This is a genomic window from Novosphingobium sp., assembly GCF_032093395.1.
Lineage (GTDB): Bacteria > Pseudomonadota > Alphaproteobacteria > Sphingomonadales > Sphingomonadaceae > Novosphingobium.
In genome coordinates, this window is the sequence record NZ_DAMDBA010000001.1 from 101,010 (window position 1) to 119,294 (window position 18,285).

General features: G+C 63.8%; 16 protein-coding genes. 2 read left to right on the forward strand and 14 right to left on the reverse strand.

Features of this window, described 5'->3' with window-relative positions; genetic code table 11:
• The coding region (locus RT424_RS00380; protein WP_313433629.1) for a response regulator transcription factor at positions 1-458 on the reverse strand (458 nt) is incomplete at its 3' end.
• 326 nt (positions 459-784) lie between these two features.
• Here RT424_RS00380 and RT424_RS00385 point away from each other — a divergent pair.
• Complete coding sequence (locus tag RT424_RS00385) at positions 785-1,195, forward strand: hypothetical protein (protein ID WP_313433631.1); 411 nt, start codon at positions 785-787, stop codon at positions 1,193-1,195.
• Positions 1,196-1,284: 89 nt separating this feature from the next.
• On the opposite strand, the gene RT424_RS00390 is transcribed toward RT424_RS00385, so the two are convergent.
• Both RT424_RS00390 and bdcA read right to left on the reverse strand, forming a co-directional pair.
• On the reverse strand, positions 1,285-1,563 hold the full coding sequence (locus tag RT424_RS00390) for a hypothetical protein (RefSeq protein WP_313433632.1): 279 nt from the start codon (positions 1,561-1,563) through the stop codon (positions 1,285-1,287).
• Positions 1,564-1,734: 171 nt separating this feature from the next.
• On the reverse strand, positions 1,735-2,448 hold the full coding sequence (gene bdcA, locus RT424_RS00395; protein ID WP_313433635.1) for an SDR family oxidoreductase: 714 nt from the start codon (positions 2,446-2,448) through the stop codon (positions 1,735-1,737).
• A 121-nt stretch (positions 2,449-2,569) separates the two neighbouring features.
• Here bdcA and RT424_RS00400 point away from each other — a divergent pair, with 121 nt between their 5' ends.
• On the forward strand, positions 2,570-3,466 hold the full coding sequence (locus RT424_RS00400; protein ID WP_313433638.1) for a LysR family transcriptional regulator: 897 nt from the start codon (positions 2,570-2,572) through the stop codon (positions 3,464-3,466).
• Positions 3,467-3,561: 95 nt separating this feature from the next.
• Here RT424_RS00400 and RT424_RS00405 read toward each other — a convergent pair whose 3' ends face one another.
• From RT424_RS00405 to RT424_RS00455, 11 genes are all read right to left on the reverse strand, one after another.
• The gene (locus RT424_RS00405; protein ID WP_313433640.1) at positions 3,562-5,649 is read right to left on the reverse strand and encodes a TonB-dependent siderophore receptor; all 2,088 of its coding nucleotides are present in this window, start codon (positions 5,647-5,649) and stop codon (positions 3,562-3,564) included.
• A gap of 194 nt (positions 5,650-5,843) precedes the next feature.
• Positions 5,844-6,725: an OmpA family protein gene (locus RT424_RS00410; protein ID WP_313433642.1), complete on the reverse strand. Its 882-nt coding sequence runs from the start codon at positions 6,723-6,725 to the stop codon at positions 5,844-5,846.
• Positions 6,726-7,165: 440 nt separating this feature from the next.
• Positions 7,166-7,774 carry a hypothetical protein gene (locus tag RT424_RS00415; protein ID WP_313433645.1) on the reverse strand — a complete coding sequence of 203 codons (609 nt, stop codon included), beginning with the start codon at positions 7,772-7,774 and terminating at the stop codon, positions 7,166-7,168.
• A gap of 73 nt (positions 7,775-7,847) precedes the next feature.
• Positions 7,848-8,858, reverse strand: a complete 1,011-nt coding sequence (locus RT424_RS00420; protein WP_313433647.1) for a sterol desaturase family protein — start codon at positions 8,856-8,858, stop codon at positions 7,848-7,850.
• A 308-nt stretch (positions 8,859-9,166) separates the two neighbouring features.
• A complete protein-coding gene (locus RT424_RS00425) occupies positions 9,167-9,502 on the reverse strand; it encodes a UrcA family protein (protein WP_313433649.1) in 336 nt (111 codons plus the stop codon).
• 109 nt (positions 9,503-9,611) lie between these two features.
• Positions 9,612-10,007, reverse strand: a complete 396-nt coding sequence (locus RT424_RS00430) for a hypothetical protein (protein ID WP_313433651.1) — start codon at positions 10,005-10,007, stop codon at positions 9,612-9,614.
• Positions 10,008-10,276: 269 nt separating this feature from the next.
• Positions 10,277-11,215 (reverse strand): LysR family transcriptional regulator, encoded by a 939-nt coding sequence (locus RT424_RS00435; protein WP_313433652.1) that lies wholly within the window; start codon positions 11,213-11,215, stop codon positions 10,277-10,279.
• A 106-nt stretch (positions 11,216-11,321) separates the two neighbouring features.
• Positions 11,322-12,251: a YncE family protein gene (locus RT424_RS00440; protein ID WP_313433654.1), complete on the reverse strand. Its 930-nt coding sequence runs from the start codon at positions 12,249-12,251 to the stop codon at positions 11,322-11,324.
• Positions 12,252-12,279: 28 nt separating this feature from the next.
• Positions 12,280-14,049 carry an allophanate hydrolase gene (gene atzF / locus RT424_RS00445; protein WP_313433656.1) on the reverse strand — a complete coding sequence of 590 codons (1,770 nt, stop codon included), beginning with the start codon at positions 14,047-14,049 and terminating at the stop codon, positions 12,280-12,282.
• Positions 14,046-17,642: an urea carboxylase gene (gene uca / locus RT424_RS00450; RefSeq protein WP_313433658.1), complete on the reverse strand. Its 3,597-nt coding sequence runs from the start codon at positions 17,640-17,642 to the stop codon at positions 14,046-14,048. Before uca ends, atzF begins: the two co-directional genes overlap by 4 nt.
• Positions 17,639-18,274, reverse strand: a complete 636-nt coding sequence (locus RT424_RS00455; RefSeq protein ID WP_313433659.1) for an urea amidolyase associated protein UAAP2 — start codon at positions 18,272-18,274, stop codon at positions 17,639-17,641. Before RT424_RS00455 ends, uca begins: the two co-directional genes overlap by 4 nt.
• Positions 18,275-18,285 lie beyond the last annotated feature (11 nt).

Sequence of the window (18,285 nt, forward strand, 5' to 3'; positions counted from 1 at the left end):
GTCAGGATGGAACTTTCCTTGCCCTGTGTCTGCGCCAGCCTATGCGCCAGAGCCTCGTAGATCGATGACGAGAAATAGGTCTTGCCCAGCAACACCCGCTTCATGGCGATCTTCAGGTCGTCGAGACGATCGATCTTCAATACCACGCCGCGAGCCCCGGCCCTGACATAGTCGACAAGAAGATCTTCGGTGAAGCTGGCCGTGTAGACGATGACCCTGGTGGCCGGCAGCTCCTTCTGCAGGCGGCGCGTGAGATCGAGGCCGTTCAGGCCATGCAAGGCGTGCTCGACTATGGCGATGTCGGGATTGCAGCTTCGCGCAAGTTCCAACGCTTCGAGCCCGTCGGATGCCTCCGCGACCACATCGATATCGTGCATCGACGATATCAGGTTGCGCACACCGATGCGCAGGACCTCCTGGTGGTCCCCGATCAGAATCTTGGCTGCATGTTGAATCATAGGTCGCCTCCCTCAATAAAAACGAGCGGAAATTCTATTGGCGACCTGAACTTCTCAGCGATGGAGTACGCCATAGGAGTAGGGGCTAACGCTATTGGTAAAAACCCTGAAACAACAGCCTCAGACGAATCGGCCGAGCGCTCCCTGCCCTGTTAAGCCTTCATTATTGACATAAAAGTTCAAGATTGCTTTCGTGCGACGGTCAGGCGGGTTTTGTCCGCCGAGGATCTTGCCGAATATCCTCCCGTAGCTTCGAGAGCACCGACAGGCGCGCCGATTATCGACCGGGCTTGATTTCTCGGTGCTTCGGGTGCCAAGGTAGCGGCATGTTTGCACATACGCGCGCAATGGTGGCTGCGGCGGCCCACGCCTTCATCGTCGGCAGGAAAGTCGCCGGGGTTTTCGATCACTCGGCCCGACGCGATCTCCGGATCGCTGCGGAAAGCCGTGGAGACCAGCTACAGGGCTTCGATGGCGATAGAGGCGCGAAATTCAGCGGCACCCTTCCCGAACTTTACGACGCCGGGGAAGACGCTTTCATCTCGATGGAAATCGATGGGGAGAAAGTCCGGGGCCACGATCGCACGACATCGCACTCCTACATGGCGCAAGTGACCGACCGCCTGGTCCAGCTCTACGACTATGGTGAGGATGCCTGGTTCACTTTCGATATTCGAAGCACGGAATCCGGCCACGGCTATCGCGAAGCGGCGCCGGAGGAATCCCGTTCCGAGTAACCGCGCGGGCCAAATAACCGCTCGGGGTCGAAAACGGCGGAGTTTTGCAATCCGCCGTTCAGACTCGCCCGGCCTGAATCCCTCGCAGTTTAATTTACGACGTGAATCTGCGGTGGCTGAGGAACGAGCGGCGCCGAGTCATCCGACCGGCGGCTGTCGGCCGATGCCATGATCGAATCATGTTCGGCGAACACACGCTCGATCTCCGCGCGCTTGTCGAAAATCATGCGCGCTACGCCGGCGGTCATGCCGCCCTCATCCCCTACGCGCCCGAGAACCCCGGCCAAGTCTTCCAGCGTGGCTTTTTCCGCCGATGCATGAAGCCCCCCCTTCGAATCACGATACGCGATGCATTCGTTTGCCACCACCTGGTCTCCTCAACACCTTCAGGAAAATGCTCGTCCGGGGCTCAGGTTTCAATGGGGCGATCGGGGTAGGGGTAAATACGAGAGAAAATGCGACGGAGCGCATAATTTCACGCCATCGGCGGGATGGGTACGGCAACCGCTATCGCTCATAGTCCCATCCCGCTCTCTCGATCAGGCGCCGAAGCCGCCGTCGATCGTCTGCATCGAGCCTGTGATCATCGCGCCGTGCGGACCGGCGACGAAGGCGGCAAGTTCGGCAATTTCCCCGGCACGCGCGTGGCGCTTGATCGCCATGAAACCGTGCATGGTCGATGCCATCGGGCCATCGGCCGGGTTCATTTCACTGTCGGTAGGCCCCGGCTGGATGCTGTTGACGGTGATACCGCGATCGCCGAAGTCACGCGCCAGTCCGCGGACCATGCCCTGCATCGCCGACTTCGTCAGCGCATAGGCCGCGCCACCCGCGAACGGCATGCGATCGGCATTCACCGAACCGATCACGATGATGCGACCATCCGCGTTCATGCGGCGCCCGGCTTCGACGGCGGCGTGATAAGGAGCGCGGACGTTGATGTCGATCATGCGATCGACCGAATCCGCGTCCAGTTCCAACGGATCTCCGAGCACGAGCGTGCCAGCATTGACGATCAGCACGTCCAGCGCGCCGCGACCGGCTACCGTGGCGATCACCGCTTCCCGATCGGCACTGTCTGCGCGGATCGCCAGCGCGCCAGTTTCCGCCGCCAGGGCTTCGGCCGCTTCCTGCGAGCCGGCATAAGTGAAGGCGACTTGGCCGCCGCCTTCCGCGAAGCGCCGCACGATCGCCGCGCCGATGCCCCGGCTACCGCCGAGAACCAGAACATTCTTGCCGTTGAAATCGCTCATGAAGTGTCTCCATCCATTTCGAGAAGCGCGATGCCTTCTCGTTCTGGACAGGAACATGTCCTGCGGGCATCGTTCGCACTAGCCGGCAAATCTTGGAACTGGATGACGGGATTCCCGAACGATGATGAAGTTCGACGGCATAGTGGCTTTCGTCGCCGTGGCGGAGGCCGATTCGATCAGCGCCGCATCCCGCCGGCTCGGGCTTGCCAAGTCGGTGGTCAGCGAAAGACTGGCCGAGTTGGAACGCACTTTGGGCGCGACTCTGGTCCAGCGCTCGACGCGCAGGCTTTCCCTCACCAACAGCGGCCAGACCTTTCTCCCCCGTGCGCAGAGCATCCTGCGCGAGGCGGAAGAAGCGACGGCCGAACTGGCCGCTCGCAGCGGCAGGCTCTCCGGCCCGCTGAGACTCTCCGCCCCCGTCGGGTTCGGCATTCTCCATCTGGGCCCGGCCCTCTCCAGCTTTCTGCGGGACTATCCGGAAATCGAGGTTTCACTGGAACTGGACGATGGCTTCGTGGATGCCGCAAGCGGCGGGTTCGACGCCGTTTTGCGTCATGGCGCAGTGGGGGACGGCCGCTTGATCGCGCGCCGATTGGCCAGGAGCCGTCGCCTGCTGGTCGCCTCGCCGGAGTATCTTGAGCGCGTCGGCACCCCTGAGTCGCTCGCGCAACTGGAACGCCATCGCGGCATTCTCTACGCGAATCGATCGGGGGACTGGCGCTTCGCCACGGCGACGGGGTGGTCGGTGATCCGCCCCAAACCGGCGCTGCGTGTCAATAACGGCCTGGTGATGAGGGACGCCGCAGCAGCGGGCCTGGGCATCGCCCTGCTGCCCAGCTTCTTCGTGCATGACGCTTTGGCGAGCGGAGCGCTGAAGGAAATCGACATCGGCCTGGAGGCCGAAGGCGCGGAGCTGTTCCTTGCCTATCCGAAGGACCACGGCGCCGCCGCCAGGATCCGCGCCTTGGGAGACAGCCTGCGCCGCAGCTTCGGTGACCCGCCTTACTGGGAGCGCTGAACAGCCCCCAGCGCGCGCCGCCGCCTGTGCGGACGGCGCCCAAGTGCGGTCGACCCTCGACTGCCGAAGCACGCCGAGGGCCGACACAGGTTCTATCAGAAGCTGTAGCCGAGCGTCGCCATGAGGTTGCGCGGCGCGCCCACGAAGCAGTCGCCGCGCGCCAGGCACGAAGCGTAGAACTTGTTGTTGAGCAGATTGGTGGCGTTGACCGACAGGCGCCAGTTTTCCCAGCTGACTTCCGCCAGGGCATCGACCGTGGTGCGCGACGGCGTCACGATCGACCACAGCGAACTGGTCGAAATGCTCTTGCCGGTATAGACGACGCCCGCACCGAGGCGCAGCCTTGCACCGTCCGAGACGCCGAACGTCTTGGTGGACCATGCCGAGGCGATGTGACGCGGCATGTAATCCAGGTTGGTGTTCGTTTCCGACTTCAGCTTGTTGTAGCCGTAATTCAACAGCAGTTCGAAATCGTCCGGCAGGGTATAGCTGGCTTCCACCTCGACGCCCTTGGTCTTCAGCTCGCCGGCCTGCGTCGTGGAGTTCTGCGCCCCATAGAGCACGCGGTTGCGCTCCTTGATGTCAAACGCGGTGACGGTGACGAGCGTATGCTGTTCCGGCTGCCACTTGAAGCCCACTTCGAACTGCGTGCCCGTCTGCGGCTTGTAAGGGTCGCTCGGGATGCCGCCGGGAAGCTGGATCCGGCCGGCAACCGGCAGGAAGCTCTCGGTATAGCTGAAGAACGGCGAGAAGCCGGAAACCAGTTCGCCGATGATGCCGGCGCGGAACGTGGTGGCCTTGTCCTCGCTTCCGGCCGAAGAGGTCACCCGGTCACGACGGGCGCCCAGAACGACGGAAACCCGATCGTAGAAGCGGATCTGATCCTGCACGTAGATGCCAAGCTGCTTCTGGCTGTCATAGCTGTACGGGCCCGAGGGCGTGTAAGACAGCAGCGCATCATAGTCGATGTCGTAGAGATCGACGAGTTCGGTTACGCCGAACGTATTGGCATAGCGCTTGCCGACCTTGTTCCAGCTGTAGTCGATGCCGACCAGCAAGTTATGCTCGATGTTGGCGCCGGTGTTGAAGGTGAACTGGACGTTGTTGTCAGTCGAGAACACGTTCATGCGCGCATCGCTTGCATCGGCGGTCAGCTTGATGGTGCGGCCATCGGTTCCGTAGACCGAGAACGGATCGAGCGGATTGGTGTAGCTGTCCGCATAATGCGTGAAATACTGGAGGTCGCTGTCGATATAGCGCGCCTTCAGGCTGATGCGGATATTGTCCGAGAACTTGTGGGTGATCGCGCCGCCGCCCTGGAGCGAGCGTCCGTTGTACCGATCCCACCCGGCCTTGCCGACGAAGGTATAGGGGTCCAGCTTGCCGCTCGGGTTGCCCGGGTTGGGCAGGAAGGTGCCGATGATGGGCAGGAACTGCGAGGTCGATCCGGTATCGTCCTCCTGATAGAGGCCGTTCAGCACGATATCGGTATCGGGCGTGGGCTGCCAGCGAATCGAAGGCGCGAACATCACGCGGTCGTCGGGGACGTGATCGACATAAGTATCGGCGTCGCGCACGCGGGCAACGCCGCGGATCGCCAGGTTGTCAGTCAGGGCCACGTTGATGTCGCCCATCGCTTCCTTGCGATCGTAGCTGCCGTAGACCACGTTGACCTCGCCGCCGGTACGGAACTCGGGGGTTTTGGACACGAGGTTCACGAGGCCGCCGATCGAGCCCTGGCCGTAGAGAACCGAAGCCGGACCGCGAACGATCTCGACCTCCTGGAAGTTGTAGGGGTCGGACGTGATGCTGGCATAGTACGAGAAGATGTCGCGCATGCCGTCGCGGAACTGAAGGGCGCTGATGCCACGGATGTTGAAGCCGTCCACGCGCGTATCGCGGCCGTAGGGGTTGGCCAGAACGCCGGCTGCGTACTTTACCGTATCGCTGATGCTGATCGCGCCCTGGGCCCTGAACACCTCTTCCGAAATCGTGGTGACGGGCTGCGGCACCTGGATCGGCGGTGTGTCGGTCTTGGTGCTGGCGCGCGCGCCGGTGACAAGGATGTCGCCGGCCGTATCGGCCTGGTCGGCGGCGTCTTCGGCTGCGAACGCCACGCCGGGCACGGTGGCCAGTGCGACGATCGCTGCGCCGTTCAGCGCGAGCTTGCGGATATGGTTCATTTCGCGTTCCCCTTGCCAATATTGGCGTATGGGGGCGCGCTTAAGCGATAATGCGAGACACTCGCAACAGCTTCGCCAGATTTTAACCAACCGTTGCGATTTTGGCACAGTCGAAAAAATCGGGCCAGGTGCGCTTACGCATCCTGGCCCGACGATAGTGTACCGAAGGCGGGTCGAGCCCGCCTCCTTGCGGTTTAGAGGCCGTCCAGGCCCTTGCTGACGAGGATGTTCACGGCCACGCGGCGGTTCTGAGCCTTGCCCTCGATGGTCTGATTGTCGGCAACCGGATCGGCTTCGGACATGCCCGTGGGGGTGAGCATGCGGTAGGGCTTCCAGTGGCACGCCTGCTGAAGGTAATTGACGACGCTGCCGGCGCGCTTTTCGCTGAGGGTCTGGTTCAGTTCGGGGCTGCCTGTGGAGTCGGTGTAGCCCACGACCAGCAGCAGGGCGTTGTCCATGCCTTCAGCCTGGCTGGCGGCGGCGCAGAGTTCCTGCTTCGCCTCGGGCGAAAGGGCAGCCTTGCCGGTATCGAAGTTCACGTTCGTCGTGCCCTTCACGTTGTACTGGTCGATATCGCCCATGCGGCCCTTCAGCGCTTCGGTAGCTGCGGTCTGCTCGGCGAACCGCTGGTCGGTGCCGTTGTGGATCATCGAAGCGGTCTTCAGATCCTTTTTCTGCAGATTGATCTGGCTGGCCACCAGCTCCCCACCCGATTGCAGGGTCTTGACCGTAACCGGAAGGCCGTTGAGCAGCGAAGTGGCAGCCAGCTTGTCGCTAGCCAGACCGAACAGACCGCCGCTGGACTTGATCTTCGTGGCATCGTTGATGGTGATCACCGACTTGTTGCCATCGGCCGCAGTGACCTGCATCCGGTCGCCGCTGCGCGCGGAAATGATGCCCTTGACCTCAGGTCCTTCGGTCATCTCGGCCGCTTCTGCCGGTGCAGAGTTGTAAGAGGCCGAAACGTCGGCTTCCGGCGCTTCCTGCGTCTGCGCGGCGACACTGCCAGAAACGGCAACACCCGCCAGACCGATCACCAAGAAAAGTTTGGATTTTTTCGCGGAAATGACACTCATGGCACTACTCCTCCAAACGTAACAAGCTGGGCCTGCGTAATCGCATCTTCTAATTCGTCCACTGCGCCAGAAAGGCGCCGCTGCGAAAGAAACCCGAACCGTCTCGTTTCATATGATGTGCGGCATTCTCGCTGCACTTAAACACTAGGGAGTTCCTGGGTGTTCAGATCAACCTTTCCAGTACATGAACACTCTGGCCACACGGAGTGGCAGCGCCGTTCATTCGAGCGCTTCTTGCGGCGAACCGATGGAAACGGCTTTCTGCGAAACCCGTCGTGAAGGGAGCAGGCCCGCCTGGGCGCTAGGGGAATTCGCGTGGTGGGGAGATGCAAAAGGTCCCGTCGCGAGTCGGTAAAACGACAACGGCGGCTGCCTGCCGACAGCCGCCGAATAGGCGAACGGAGTATCCTTGCCCGCATCACCCCGGCTGGGCTTATAACCTAGGCAGGCTGGTCCTGAAGCTTGCGCCTGAACAAGGCCCCGACCAGCCTCGGCTCGAGAATGCGGCCGACCAGATAGAGCACTGCAAAAATCCCGGCGAAGACATACGCGGATTTCGGGGAGTTCTTCTTCTCTTGCCCTTCGGCCGCACTCTTCTTCTTCGGCTTTTCGGGTACCGGAGCACCCAGAGCCTTGTCGATCGGGTTCTGGGGCAAAGCCGTGTCCTGATCAGCCTTCTTACTGCTCGCTTCTTCCGTCGCGGGTTTTTCGAAACTGGCCAGGACGTTCGTGATCTGCGCGAAGGCAAGGAACAGCAGCGGCGCCAGAAAACAGAACAGCAGCGCCCGGCTGGTCAGGTGATAGTGCAGCATGGCCCCGGTCGGCCCCTTCTCCACCTGCAAAACACCGTTTTCGAAGACCGCCATCTTGTCCTGGGCGGCTGGATCTTTCTTCTGAAAGGTCAGGCTGTCGTTCGCACGCTTGTGGCTGGTACCGGTTTCGCGAAACAGGGGAGCGAGCCTCTCGAACACATCGTCGCTCGTTTGCTCGGGAGCGAGCTTCAGGCTGCCCTTCACGTGCCATATCCAATTGAGGAAGCCTGCGTTCATTTGGTCGTTCCCTGGAAGAGCGTTTCGGGATGCAGTCGGTCTGAGGGTGATCAGGCCGGATAAAGGCCGTGCATCATTCGGCCGGCACGGCTGTCGACGATCCGTACTTCTCGTGGCCAAACTTCTCGCGGCCGAACTTCTCACGAATGGTCTTCCACGCTTCCGTGAACGGGAAGGTCATCTGTTCGGAGATCGACATGCGCCGACCACCCTCCATCCCCAGCAGTTCGGCCTCACCGTCCACGCATGTCCCGAACATGCGATCGATGAAGATGAAGGTGTTCGAATAGTTGCTGCGGCTCGCTTCGAAATCCTGGGAATGGTGCACGCTGTGATGTTCGGTCGTGTTGAACAGGAAGCGCCACCAGCGGGGCGTGTTGAAGCGGACGTTGATGTGCTGGTACGTACCGATCGCCATGCCGAAGGCGCCTGCGAGCAGGGCCGCGCGGGGCAGGAAGTCGAAGAAGCCACCGATGCCCAGGCCGATCAGGAACAGTTCCACCGGATTGCCCACTGCGCCCTTGTTGATGTTCAACTGGGTGATGTAGTGGTGAACGGAGTGGGTCAGCCAAAGCGGGTACCAGTTGTGCATACCGCGATGCATCCAGTACTGACCGAAATCGAAGATGAACGCGATCAGGAAGGCCTGTAGCAGCAAGGGCAGCCCAAGAAACCAGGTGAACTTGTTCCAATCCAGATTGTGCTGGATCGCCTCGATCATCACCCCGTCGCCGATGTAGTTTTCGACCATCCGCAGCAGGGTATAGCCCAGGCCGACGTAGAACAGATCGGTTGCCAGTTCCTTCCAGGTCAGGCTCCAGCTCTCATGCCGGGGAAAGGCCCACTCCATCGCCAGCAGCAGCACCTTGAAGCCGATGCCGATGCCGATGGCGGTCGATGCCTTCGCGATCGAGTTGGGCGCGTAGTACCAGAAGGCGATCAGCGCGAACAGAACAGTGGGCTGGAACCAGGTGAAGATGAACTGCTTCATCGGCCCGCCTTCCACGCGCGGGATGTTTTCCCATCCCACGGTGACCGGCGACTGCGCGCCGATGATCCTCTTGCCTACCCGTACCCCTTCCATGCTCTTGCCCTCATGGTGTCCTGATATGCTCAGAACATCGTGAAAGTGGCGTGGCGCCGCCAGTTACCAATGCAATATGTTACGCATAGATGCGGTCTATGCCGCGGGATGTGCAGGCGATAGAGGTTGCTACAAGTATCGCAGAAGCAGTTCGGCCAGTCGCCTTCCAAGCCACTTACGCCGAAACCGCCCAACTTGCCGCGAGGCGAGAAGGACGGTTCGACTGTTCGGAAAAAAGCCGGACTGAACGAAGCGTTTTCGAATCATCGGACAATTTCATCCGACGAAAAAGCGCTTCGGACGGCGGTTCAGCGTGCGATGGCGAGCCTTGTCGCCGAAGTGGCGAAAGCGTCGGCACGGCGATTCTCGATCTGGCTGCGGATATCGGCCAGCACCGCCGTGCGGCAATCCTGTGCCTTGCGCTCTGCAACAAGGTGGACGCTGGCCATCTTTTCACCACAGACGGAGCGTGCCGCGTTGTCCATGCGGATCGCAAGACGCTGCTGCCCTTCGGCGGTGGCGAGGTCGAGCCCCTTGAGCTCAAGCACGGCCCTATCCTGGGCGAACGGATTTTCACCGGTAGCTGCCGATGCCTGGGATGCGAAGGCCAAGGATGCCAGCGCCAGAATGCCAATTTTCATCATCTTCTCCAAAGCGCGGATACGGGATCACTCTACGGGGACTGACGTCTCCATAGCGCCTTTGGGAAGAACTTGCAATATATCCGACAGTCCTGCCGCCGAATCGGCAAAGTTACCTTTGCGGTATTACTAGATACGCCAGTTCAGTAATACTCCCGAGCATACCGATCGGCAGAACAACTTGATGCGACACCTCTTCTTTCGCATTTAGCGGCGCGGTGTTGACGGCAATGCTCCTTGCGCCAGGCCGAGACCATTCGCGAACCGTATCTACCGGCAGGAGCACCTTCCACCCTCGTCCGCCCTCAACGTCCACGGAGTGCCCGTTGATGCGAACGACATGATCGCGACCGGCGCGGAAGCCCGAGAGCAGCAGACAGTCGGCAGCACCGCACGACACCAGGCGAGCCTTCTCGCGCGGTGCCGCCCATGCCGTTTGGCCGATAGCGGCGGTGACGAAGGCGCCGGCAATCGCCAGGGCGTGGAAGAGATGGCCCTTTCGCGTCACCGGCCTTCCCTCCTGCTGCTTGCGCCACAAACCGCCTCGGCCCGCGCCTCGATTCCGTTGCGGAGGAGCTTCAGCATCGTCGCAGCGAATGCCCGCAGCCCGGCGGAGAGCCCTGTCCCTTGTTCTGGAGGAGTGGTTCTGGAGATCACTTGCCGCCCTCGTCTTGCCCGTATTCGGCAAGACTGCGACGGCCGGCGTCATCAGGGCAGAGGCGAATTCACGATGCCAGCCATCGATCAGGACTATGCCCTGGCTGTCCGCACCGAAATCTACACGCGCGGGTGCGCGCGAATCCGCCGGAAAACCTCGTCCACGAACAACTGCGTGGCGGTGTCGCGCTCAGGTTCGGCGCGGGCCAGCAGGAATATGTCGTAGCCCGGCTCGAAATCGCTGTGGAGCAGCGGCCAGAGGGCACCGCGCTCCACATCGGCGCGCACGATGGGTGTGGGCAGGAAGCCGATGCCCACGCCGCACAGGATCAGGCGGCGCACTTCGTTCATGTCGTCGGCCAGTCCTGCCACCCGCGTGCCCAGGCGATAGCGCCGCCGAAGATGCGTGATGATCTCGATCTCGCCCTCTCCCATGAGCACGAAGGCCTCGTCCTTCAGTTCCTTCGGCTGGGTGATGCGATAGCCGAACAGCGGGTGGCTGCGGCCGCAATAGAGCTGCTGGTGTTCGACGAACAGCGGTTCGTAGACCAGGTTGCCGCGTACGCTGTTGTCGTAGCCGATGCCCAGTTCCACTTCGCCCGCTTCCAGCGCATCGAGCACCTGGCGCCAGGGCGAGACCCGGATCTCTATCTGAATGTCGGGATTGCGCCTGTGGAAGCTGGTGATCGCCTCGTCGAACTCTTCAGAGACGATGGCGGAAACGATCTGTATCCGCACCACGCCTTCGACGCGCTTGGTCGCTTGGGCGATCTGGTGCGGCATCATGCGCGCCGATTCGAGCATGTCCTCGCAAAGGGCCATCATGGCCTTGCCCGCCGTCGTCATTTCCACGCCCGCCGCCGTGCGGTGAAGCAGGGTCGTGCCGACATGATCTTCCAGCCGCTTGAGCGCGGCGCTCACGCTCGGCTGCTGCTTGTTGAGCTGCCGCGCCGCCGCGCCGATGCCGCCTGCCCGCACGATATCGACGAAAGTACGCATCAGGTTCCAGTCCACGCGACTGGCGAATTTCTTGTCGGTTATCGGCGTACGTTCGCTCATGCGTCATCGGTCCCAATAGGCGGCCACCGTCGGGGACGGCGGCCCGCCGAATCAAGGTGATAGAACAGAGCGGGGACGTAGCGCGAGCGCCATGTGCAGCCCCGGCTCACCGGGTCGGCTGCAATTCCGCTCCGCTCCACCAGGAAAGCGTGTGTTCATCGTGCGCGGAGGTCCAGACACCCTCGGGCGTCCAGCGCAAGGCGCCGCTGCCCGCCGCCTTGCCCTTGCGCGCCGCGACGGTCATCGTCGCCGGATCGATCACCGCGAAGATCTGGTCGTCGGTGGTGCGCAACCAGACTTTGCCCGCGCCGGTATCGATGTCGCCCCACTTGAGATTGTCGCCCACCTTGACGCGGCCGGCCAGCGCGTTGGTGGCGGGATCGATGCGCGCGAGCGTGCCGTCGCCCTGCTCCTGCACCCAGACGCCGCCCTCGCCCGCGGCAAGAAAACCCGGCTCCTTGCCGAGGGGTATCCGGGCAGTGACGGCATTGGTCGCCGTGTCGATGCGCTGGAGCGACTGCTTGGCGGCGCTCACGGCCCAGACCGCGCCGAAGCCGTAAGTCAGGTACCAGGTGCCCGCATCGACCGGAACCGAGGCGATGACGGCGTTCTTGGCCGGATCGATGCGGGCGACGAAGCCGCCGCGATCCTCGGCGCCGTTATCGCTGGCGACCCAGACCGAACCGTCTCCCGCCACCACGTTCAATTCTCCGGTGGAGGCGATGCCGGTGGGGATCGTGGCAACCAGCTTCGCGGTCTTCACATCGATGCGCTTGACCGCCTTTTCGTCGCAATCCGCCACCCACAAGGAACCGGCGGAGATGGCCATGGCGCCGCAGGGGTGTGCCATAGCCACTTCGGCGCGCTTGCCCTTGCGCGACCACTGCTCGACTTTGCCCTTGTTGGTGACCCACACGGTCTTGCCGTCCACCGCGAGGAAATCCGCGAAGCCCGGCACCTGGATCACCTCCTCTGCATGAGCGAGCGCAGGCATGGCGGCACAGGCGGCCAGAAGAATCGTGACGAACTTGCGCATGGATTTCCCCCTTTATAAACGGTGCGGATCAGGCCTTGCCGGCGATATAGGCGCGCCAGCCGCCAAGATGCGTGATGTCCTCGGCCCCGTTCAGCGCGCGCGGTTCGGAGACGAAGCCCTTGACGGTAGTGCCGTCTGCCAGCGTCACGTTGCCGATCGCGAGCGGTGCGGGAACGTCCACGGTGAAGCTGCCGAATTCGGCCACGCCCAGTTCGTAGACTTCCACCTTGATCGCCGCACCGTCTTCGTCATGCACCAGCGCGGGCTTGGGCGGCACGCTGTCGGCAATGGCGTAGAGCTTGTAGCTGGGCGCCGTCTCGAACGCGCCGACGAATTCGGCCTCGCGCGAGGTGAGCTGCCAGTGCAGCGGCATGTCCTTCAAGTGCGCTCCGACGACGGCGAGTTTCACGGTCTGCATCTTTCCCTCCAGATCGAGTGGGGGCGGCGCGGGAAGATCCGCGACCGCAAGGTAGGCGTCCGCCACGTCCAGCAGGGCGCGGTCGGTATCGGCGGGACCGATCAGGGTGATCCCGAAGCCCGTGGCATTGGCCCGGATGCCCGCCGGAACCGCCAGCGCGGCCATGTCCAGCAGGTTCACGAAATTGGTGTAGAGCCCGAGATTGCTGTTGAGCGCCACCGGCGCGGCCAGCATCTCGGCCACGCGGTAGGTCGCCCCCGTCGTGGGGAAAGCCAGCATGTCGATCTCGCCCCACAGCAGGTCGGCATGGCGCTTCAGATCGGCCATGCGATAGATGCCGTTGAACAGCTCGACCGCGCTCATGTCCTTGCCCGGCTCCACCACCGCGCGCACGGTCGGATCGACGGCACGCGGGTTGCTGGCCAGGATGCCTTCCATCGCGGCGGTGCGCTCGGCCACCCAGGGGCCGCCGTAGAGCAATTGCGCGGCCTCTAGCAGCGGGGCCAGGTCGATTTCGACGATCTCGCCCAAACCGGCCAGCGTCTCCAGCGCCTGATCGTAGAGATATTCGGATTCGACATCGCCGAAGAACACCCGCTGCTCGCGACGCGGCACGCCGATGCGCTTCACGGTAAGGGGTTCGTCGGCCAGAGCCTTTGAATAGGGATCGGCCACATCGAAACCGGCCAGCACCGCGTCCACCAGACGCGCATCGGCGGTGTCGTCGGTGAAGACGGTGATGCAGTCGATGGTGCGGCAGGCGGGGACCAGACCCCGCGTGGACCAGCGGCCCTTGGTGGGCTTCATGCCGATCAGGTGATTGAACGCAGCGGGCACGCGGCCCGATCCCGCCGTATCGGTGCCGAGCGCAAAGGGCACCAGCCCCGCCGCCACCGCGATCGACGAGCCCGAGCTGGACCCGCCGCTGACATAGGCGAGGTTCGAAGCATTACGCGGAATGCCATAAGGACTGCGCGAGCCATTGAGCCCGGTGGCGAACTGGTCGAGGTTGGTCTTGCCCACGCAGACCGCGCCGGCCGCCAACAATCGCTCGATCACGCCCGCGTCGGCTTCGGGCTCGTAGGCGAAGGCCGGGCAGGCCGCCGTCGTCTCGAAACCGGCGACGTCGATATTGTCCTTCACCGCGAAAGGCACACCGGCCAGCGGCAAGTCCTCGCCCGCCGCAACGCGCGCATCGACGGCGCGGGCGGCAGTCAGCAGGTCCTCGCGGCTGGCCCGGCTGATCCAGATCTGCGGCTGGACGGCGTCGTAGGCTTCGATGCGGGCAAAGGCATCCTCGGCCACGGCTACGGCCGTGGTCTCGCCCGTCCTGACGGCAGCGGCGATGCGGTTTGCGCTCTGGCGGTTCAGCACGGTCATGCGTGCCTCCGCAAGGCAAGCATCGGCGCGCCGGGCTGCAAGGACTGCCCTTCCCGCATGTAGAGCGCTTCCACCGTCCCGCTGCCGGGGCTTTCTACCGGACATTCCATCTTCATCGCCTCGATTACCGCGATCTTGTCGCCTGCCTCGATACGGTCGCCCGCCGCGACCAGCAGCCGCGCGACGCTGCCGCCATAGGGTGCTTCCACCAGATCCGAACCCTCCGGCAGGACGATCGCCGCCTCCACAGGCGCGTCGGCCTCCTCCAGCTTCGCGACATGGTCGAACTCGCCGCGCCGCTGCCATTCCTCACGCTCGGCATCGAAGGCGGCCTTCCGCGTTTCCTCGAACTGCGCGATGCCTGCAGCGTTCTCGGCCAGGAAGGCGCGGTAGTCGGACAGGCGGAACTCGGAAGGCTCGATGCGGATCGAGCGGCGTCCGGTCGGGAATTCACGGCGCCAGTCGGCCAGTTCCTCAGGCGTAACCGGATAGAAGCGGATCTGGTCGAAGAAGCGCAGGAGCCAGGGCTTGCCTTCGGTGAAGGCATCGGTCTGGCGATAGGTGTTCCAGACCTGAAGCGTGCGCCCGAACAGCTGGTAGCCGCCCGGCCCTTCCATCCCGTAGATGCACATATAGGCGCCGCCGATGCCCACCACGTTGGGCGGGGTCCAGGTGCGGGCCGGGTTGTACTTCGTGGTGACCAGCCGGTGGCGCGGATCGACCGGGGTTGCCACGGGCGCGCCGAGATAGACGTCGCCCAGGCCCATGACGAGGTAGTTGGCCTCGAAAATCAGGTTCTCCACCGCGGCCTGATCACGCATGCCGTTGATGCGGCGGATGAACTCGATATTGTCCGGGCACCAGGGCGCATCGTCGCGCACGGTGGCCATGTACTTCTCGATCGTCTCGATCGTGGCGGGATCGCGCCAGCTGAGCGGCAAGTGGACGATCCGCGAAGGGATCGCGAAATCCTCCAGGTTGCCCAGCCGCTCCTCCGCCGCGATCAGAGCGGCCAGCGCCGCCTGCTGCGTCAGCGCCGCGCCGTCGAAATGCAGCTGGAGCGAACGGATACCCGGTACGATGTCGATCACGCCCGGCAGCGCCAGCCGCTCCAGCTCCGTCATCAGCGCATGGACGCGGATGCGCAGTTCGATGTCGAGGACGATCGGGCCGTACTCGACCAGGATGTTGCGGTCGCCCTGCTGACGATAGACCGTGCGCGGACGGCCTGGTGCTTCCGGAATCTCCCCGAGAATGGGCGAAAGATCCGCAACGGCGCGCACAGGCGACGGCGCCGGCGGCGCTCCGGTCGCCACCAGCTCGCGCTGGGCGGTTTCAGCTGCGATGGCGTCTTCGATCGTGACGGGCGCGAAGCGCAGGCGGTCGCCCGGAGTCAGTTGCCCGATCTTCCAGCGGTCGGCGGCGATCACAACGAAAGGACAGACGAAGCCGCCCAACGACGGGCCATCCGGTCCCAAAATGATCGGCATGTCGCCGGTGAAGTCCACCGCGCCGATGGCATAGGGATTGTCGTGGATGTTGGAGGGGTGCAAGCCCGCTTCGCCGCCGTCGCTGCGCGCCCAGCGCGGCTTCGGGCCGATCAGGCGCACGCCGGTGCGGTTGGAGTTGTAATGGACCTTCCACTCGGCGCCGAGGAACGTCTCGACATCCTCTCCGGTGAAGAAGTCCGGGGCGCCGTGCGGGCCGTAGAGGACGCGCAGGGTCCAGTCGGTGCCGATCTCGGGCAAGTCCACAGCGGGCAGTGTAGATCCCGTGGCCTCTCCGGCGAGGTGCAGCGTATCGCCCGCCAGCAGGCGCCGCGCGGCGTGGCCGCCGAACTGGCCGAGTTCGAAGGTACTGCGGCTGCCCAGATAGGGCGCGATGTCGAGCCCGCCCGCGAACAGGATGTAGCCGCGAAGCCCGCCGGTCGAAGCCCGGCCGAGCGCCAGCGTCTGGCCCGCCGCAATATCGATCGGCACGCCGCGCGAGACCGGAACCCCGTCCAGGGTCGCGCCGAAATCGGCGCCCATCAGGCAGACCCGCGCCTCTGATACGAAAGAAAGGGTCGGCCCGGTGACGGTGACCTCCAATCCCTCGGTGCCTTCGGGGTTGCCGAGCAGGCGGTTGCCGAGGCGGAACGACTGGTCGTCCATCGGTCCCGAAGGCGGCACGCCCACGCCCCAGAGCTTCTGGCGGCCCGGCCAATCCTGCACCGTCGTCGCGGTGCCGCCGCTGACCACGCGGATCGAGCGGGGGTGATAGGCGATGGCATCGAGCACGCGGGTCGAGACTTCGCCACTGGTGAAGGCGGGCGAGCGGACGACATCGCGCAGCCAGCGCACATTGGTCTCGATGCCGTCGATCCGGCTGCGGTCGATCGCGGCCTGCGCCGCCGCCACGGCTTCCTCGCGGGTCGGAGCATGGACGATCAGCTTGGCCAGCATCGGATCGTACCAGGCGCTGACCGTGCTGCCGGACGAGCACCAGGTTTCGACGCGGATGTCCTCGGGGAACTCGACGCAGGTAAGCTGGCCCGAAGTCGGCCGATAGTCCAGCGAGGGATCCTCGGCATAGAGGCGCATCTGCACCGAATGACCCTTGGGGCTAGGAGCCGGCCCTTCGAGGAAGGCGAAGTCGCCCGCCCCGCCGCGCACCATCCATTCGACGAGGTCGATGCCCATGACCTCTTCGGTCACGCCGTGCTCGACCTGGAGGCGGGTGTTCATCTCCAGGAAGAAGAACTCCTCGCGGTCGGCGTCGTAGAGGTATTCCACGGTGCCTGCCGAGCGATAGCGTGCCGCCTCGCCCAGGCGCACGGCCGAGGCGATGAGTTCCGCGCGGACATGCTGCGGCAGCAGCGGCGCGGGAGCTTCCTCGACCACTTTCTGGTTGCGGCGCTGGAGCGAGCAATCGCGCTCGCCAAGCGCCATGACGCGGCCCTCGCCGTCCCCGAACAGCTGCACCTCGATGTGCCGAGCGCGGCGCACGTAGCGTTCCAGGAAGACGCTGGCATCACCGAAATTGCTGAGGCCAAGGCGCGCGACGGTGGCAAAGCCTTCGCGCAAGTCCGCCTCGTTCTCGCAGACTTTCATGCCGATGCCGCCGCCCCCGGCGGTCGCCTTGAGGATCACCGGATATTCGATACCGGCGGCGGCGGCCACGGCCTCTTCCTCGTCCGTCAGCAGGCCGGTACCCGGCGCCAGCGGCACGCCATGATCGGCAGCGAGTGCGCGGGCGCTGTGCTTGAGGCCGAACGTGCGGATGTTGTCGGGCGTCGGGCCGATGAAGACGATCCCCGCCTCGGCGCAGGCTTCGGCGAACTCGACGTTCTCGGCCAGGAAGCCGTAGCCGGGATGGATAGCCCCGGCCCCAGTCTTCTTCGCCGCATCCAGGATCGCGGCGATGTTCAGGTAGCTTTCGGAAGCTTTGGCCGGGCCGATCAGCACGGCCTCGTCCGCTTCCGAAACATGGTTCGAGCCTTCGTCCGCCTCGGAATAGACGGCGACCGACTTCAGGCCCATGCGGCGCAGGGTGCGAATGATGCGGGTGGCGATCGCGCCTCGGTTGGCGATCAGAACCGTGTCGAAGCTCATGCGACGACGATCATGCGAACGGGGGTGGGGTTGAAGCCGTTGCAGGGGTTGTTGACCTGCGGGCAGTTGGAGACGACGACGACGACGTCCATTTCCGCCCGCAGGTCAACAGTCAGGCCCGGCGCGGATATTCCGTCGACGATGCCCAGCGACCCGTCCGGCTCGACCGGTACGTTCATGAAGAAGTTGATGTTGGAGACGATGTCCCGCTTGCCGCGCCCTTCGAGGAGGTTGGCCTCCAGGAAGTTCTCGACGCAGGCGTGTTCCGCCTTGGTGTGGTGGCCGTAGCGCAAGGTATTCGATTCGCAGGAACAGGCGCCGCCGATGGTGTCATGGTAATCGACCGAGGTGGCGGCGATCGTCATCAGCGCATTGCCTTCGTTGGAAAGCAGCTTGGTGCCCGCCCGCAGGAACAGGTTGCCCTGTGCCGAGACCGTGTCCTGCGCGCTGTAGCGCTCGGCATCGTCGGCTGCCGAATAGAGCAAGAAGTCGACGGCCTGGTTGCCTTCGAGATCGACGATGCGCAGCGTCTGACCGGCCTTGACGTGGTGCAGCCATGGCGCGCGGGCGGGAACGACCACGTCGTGGACGACAGTACCGGTGAGGCCGGACATGTGGGGATCGGTGCTCATGATCGCGTGTC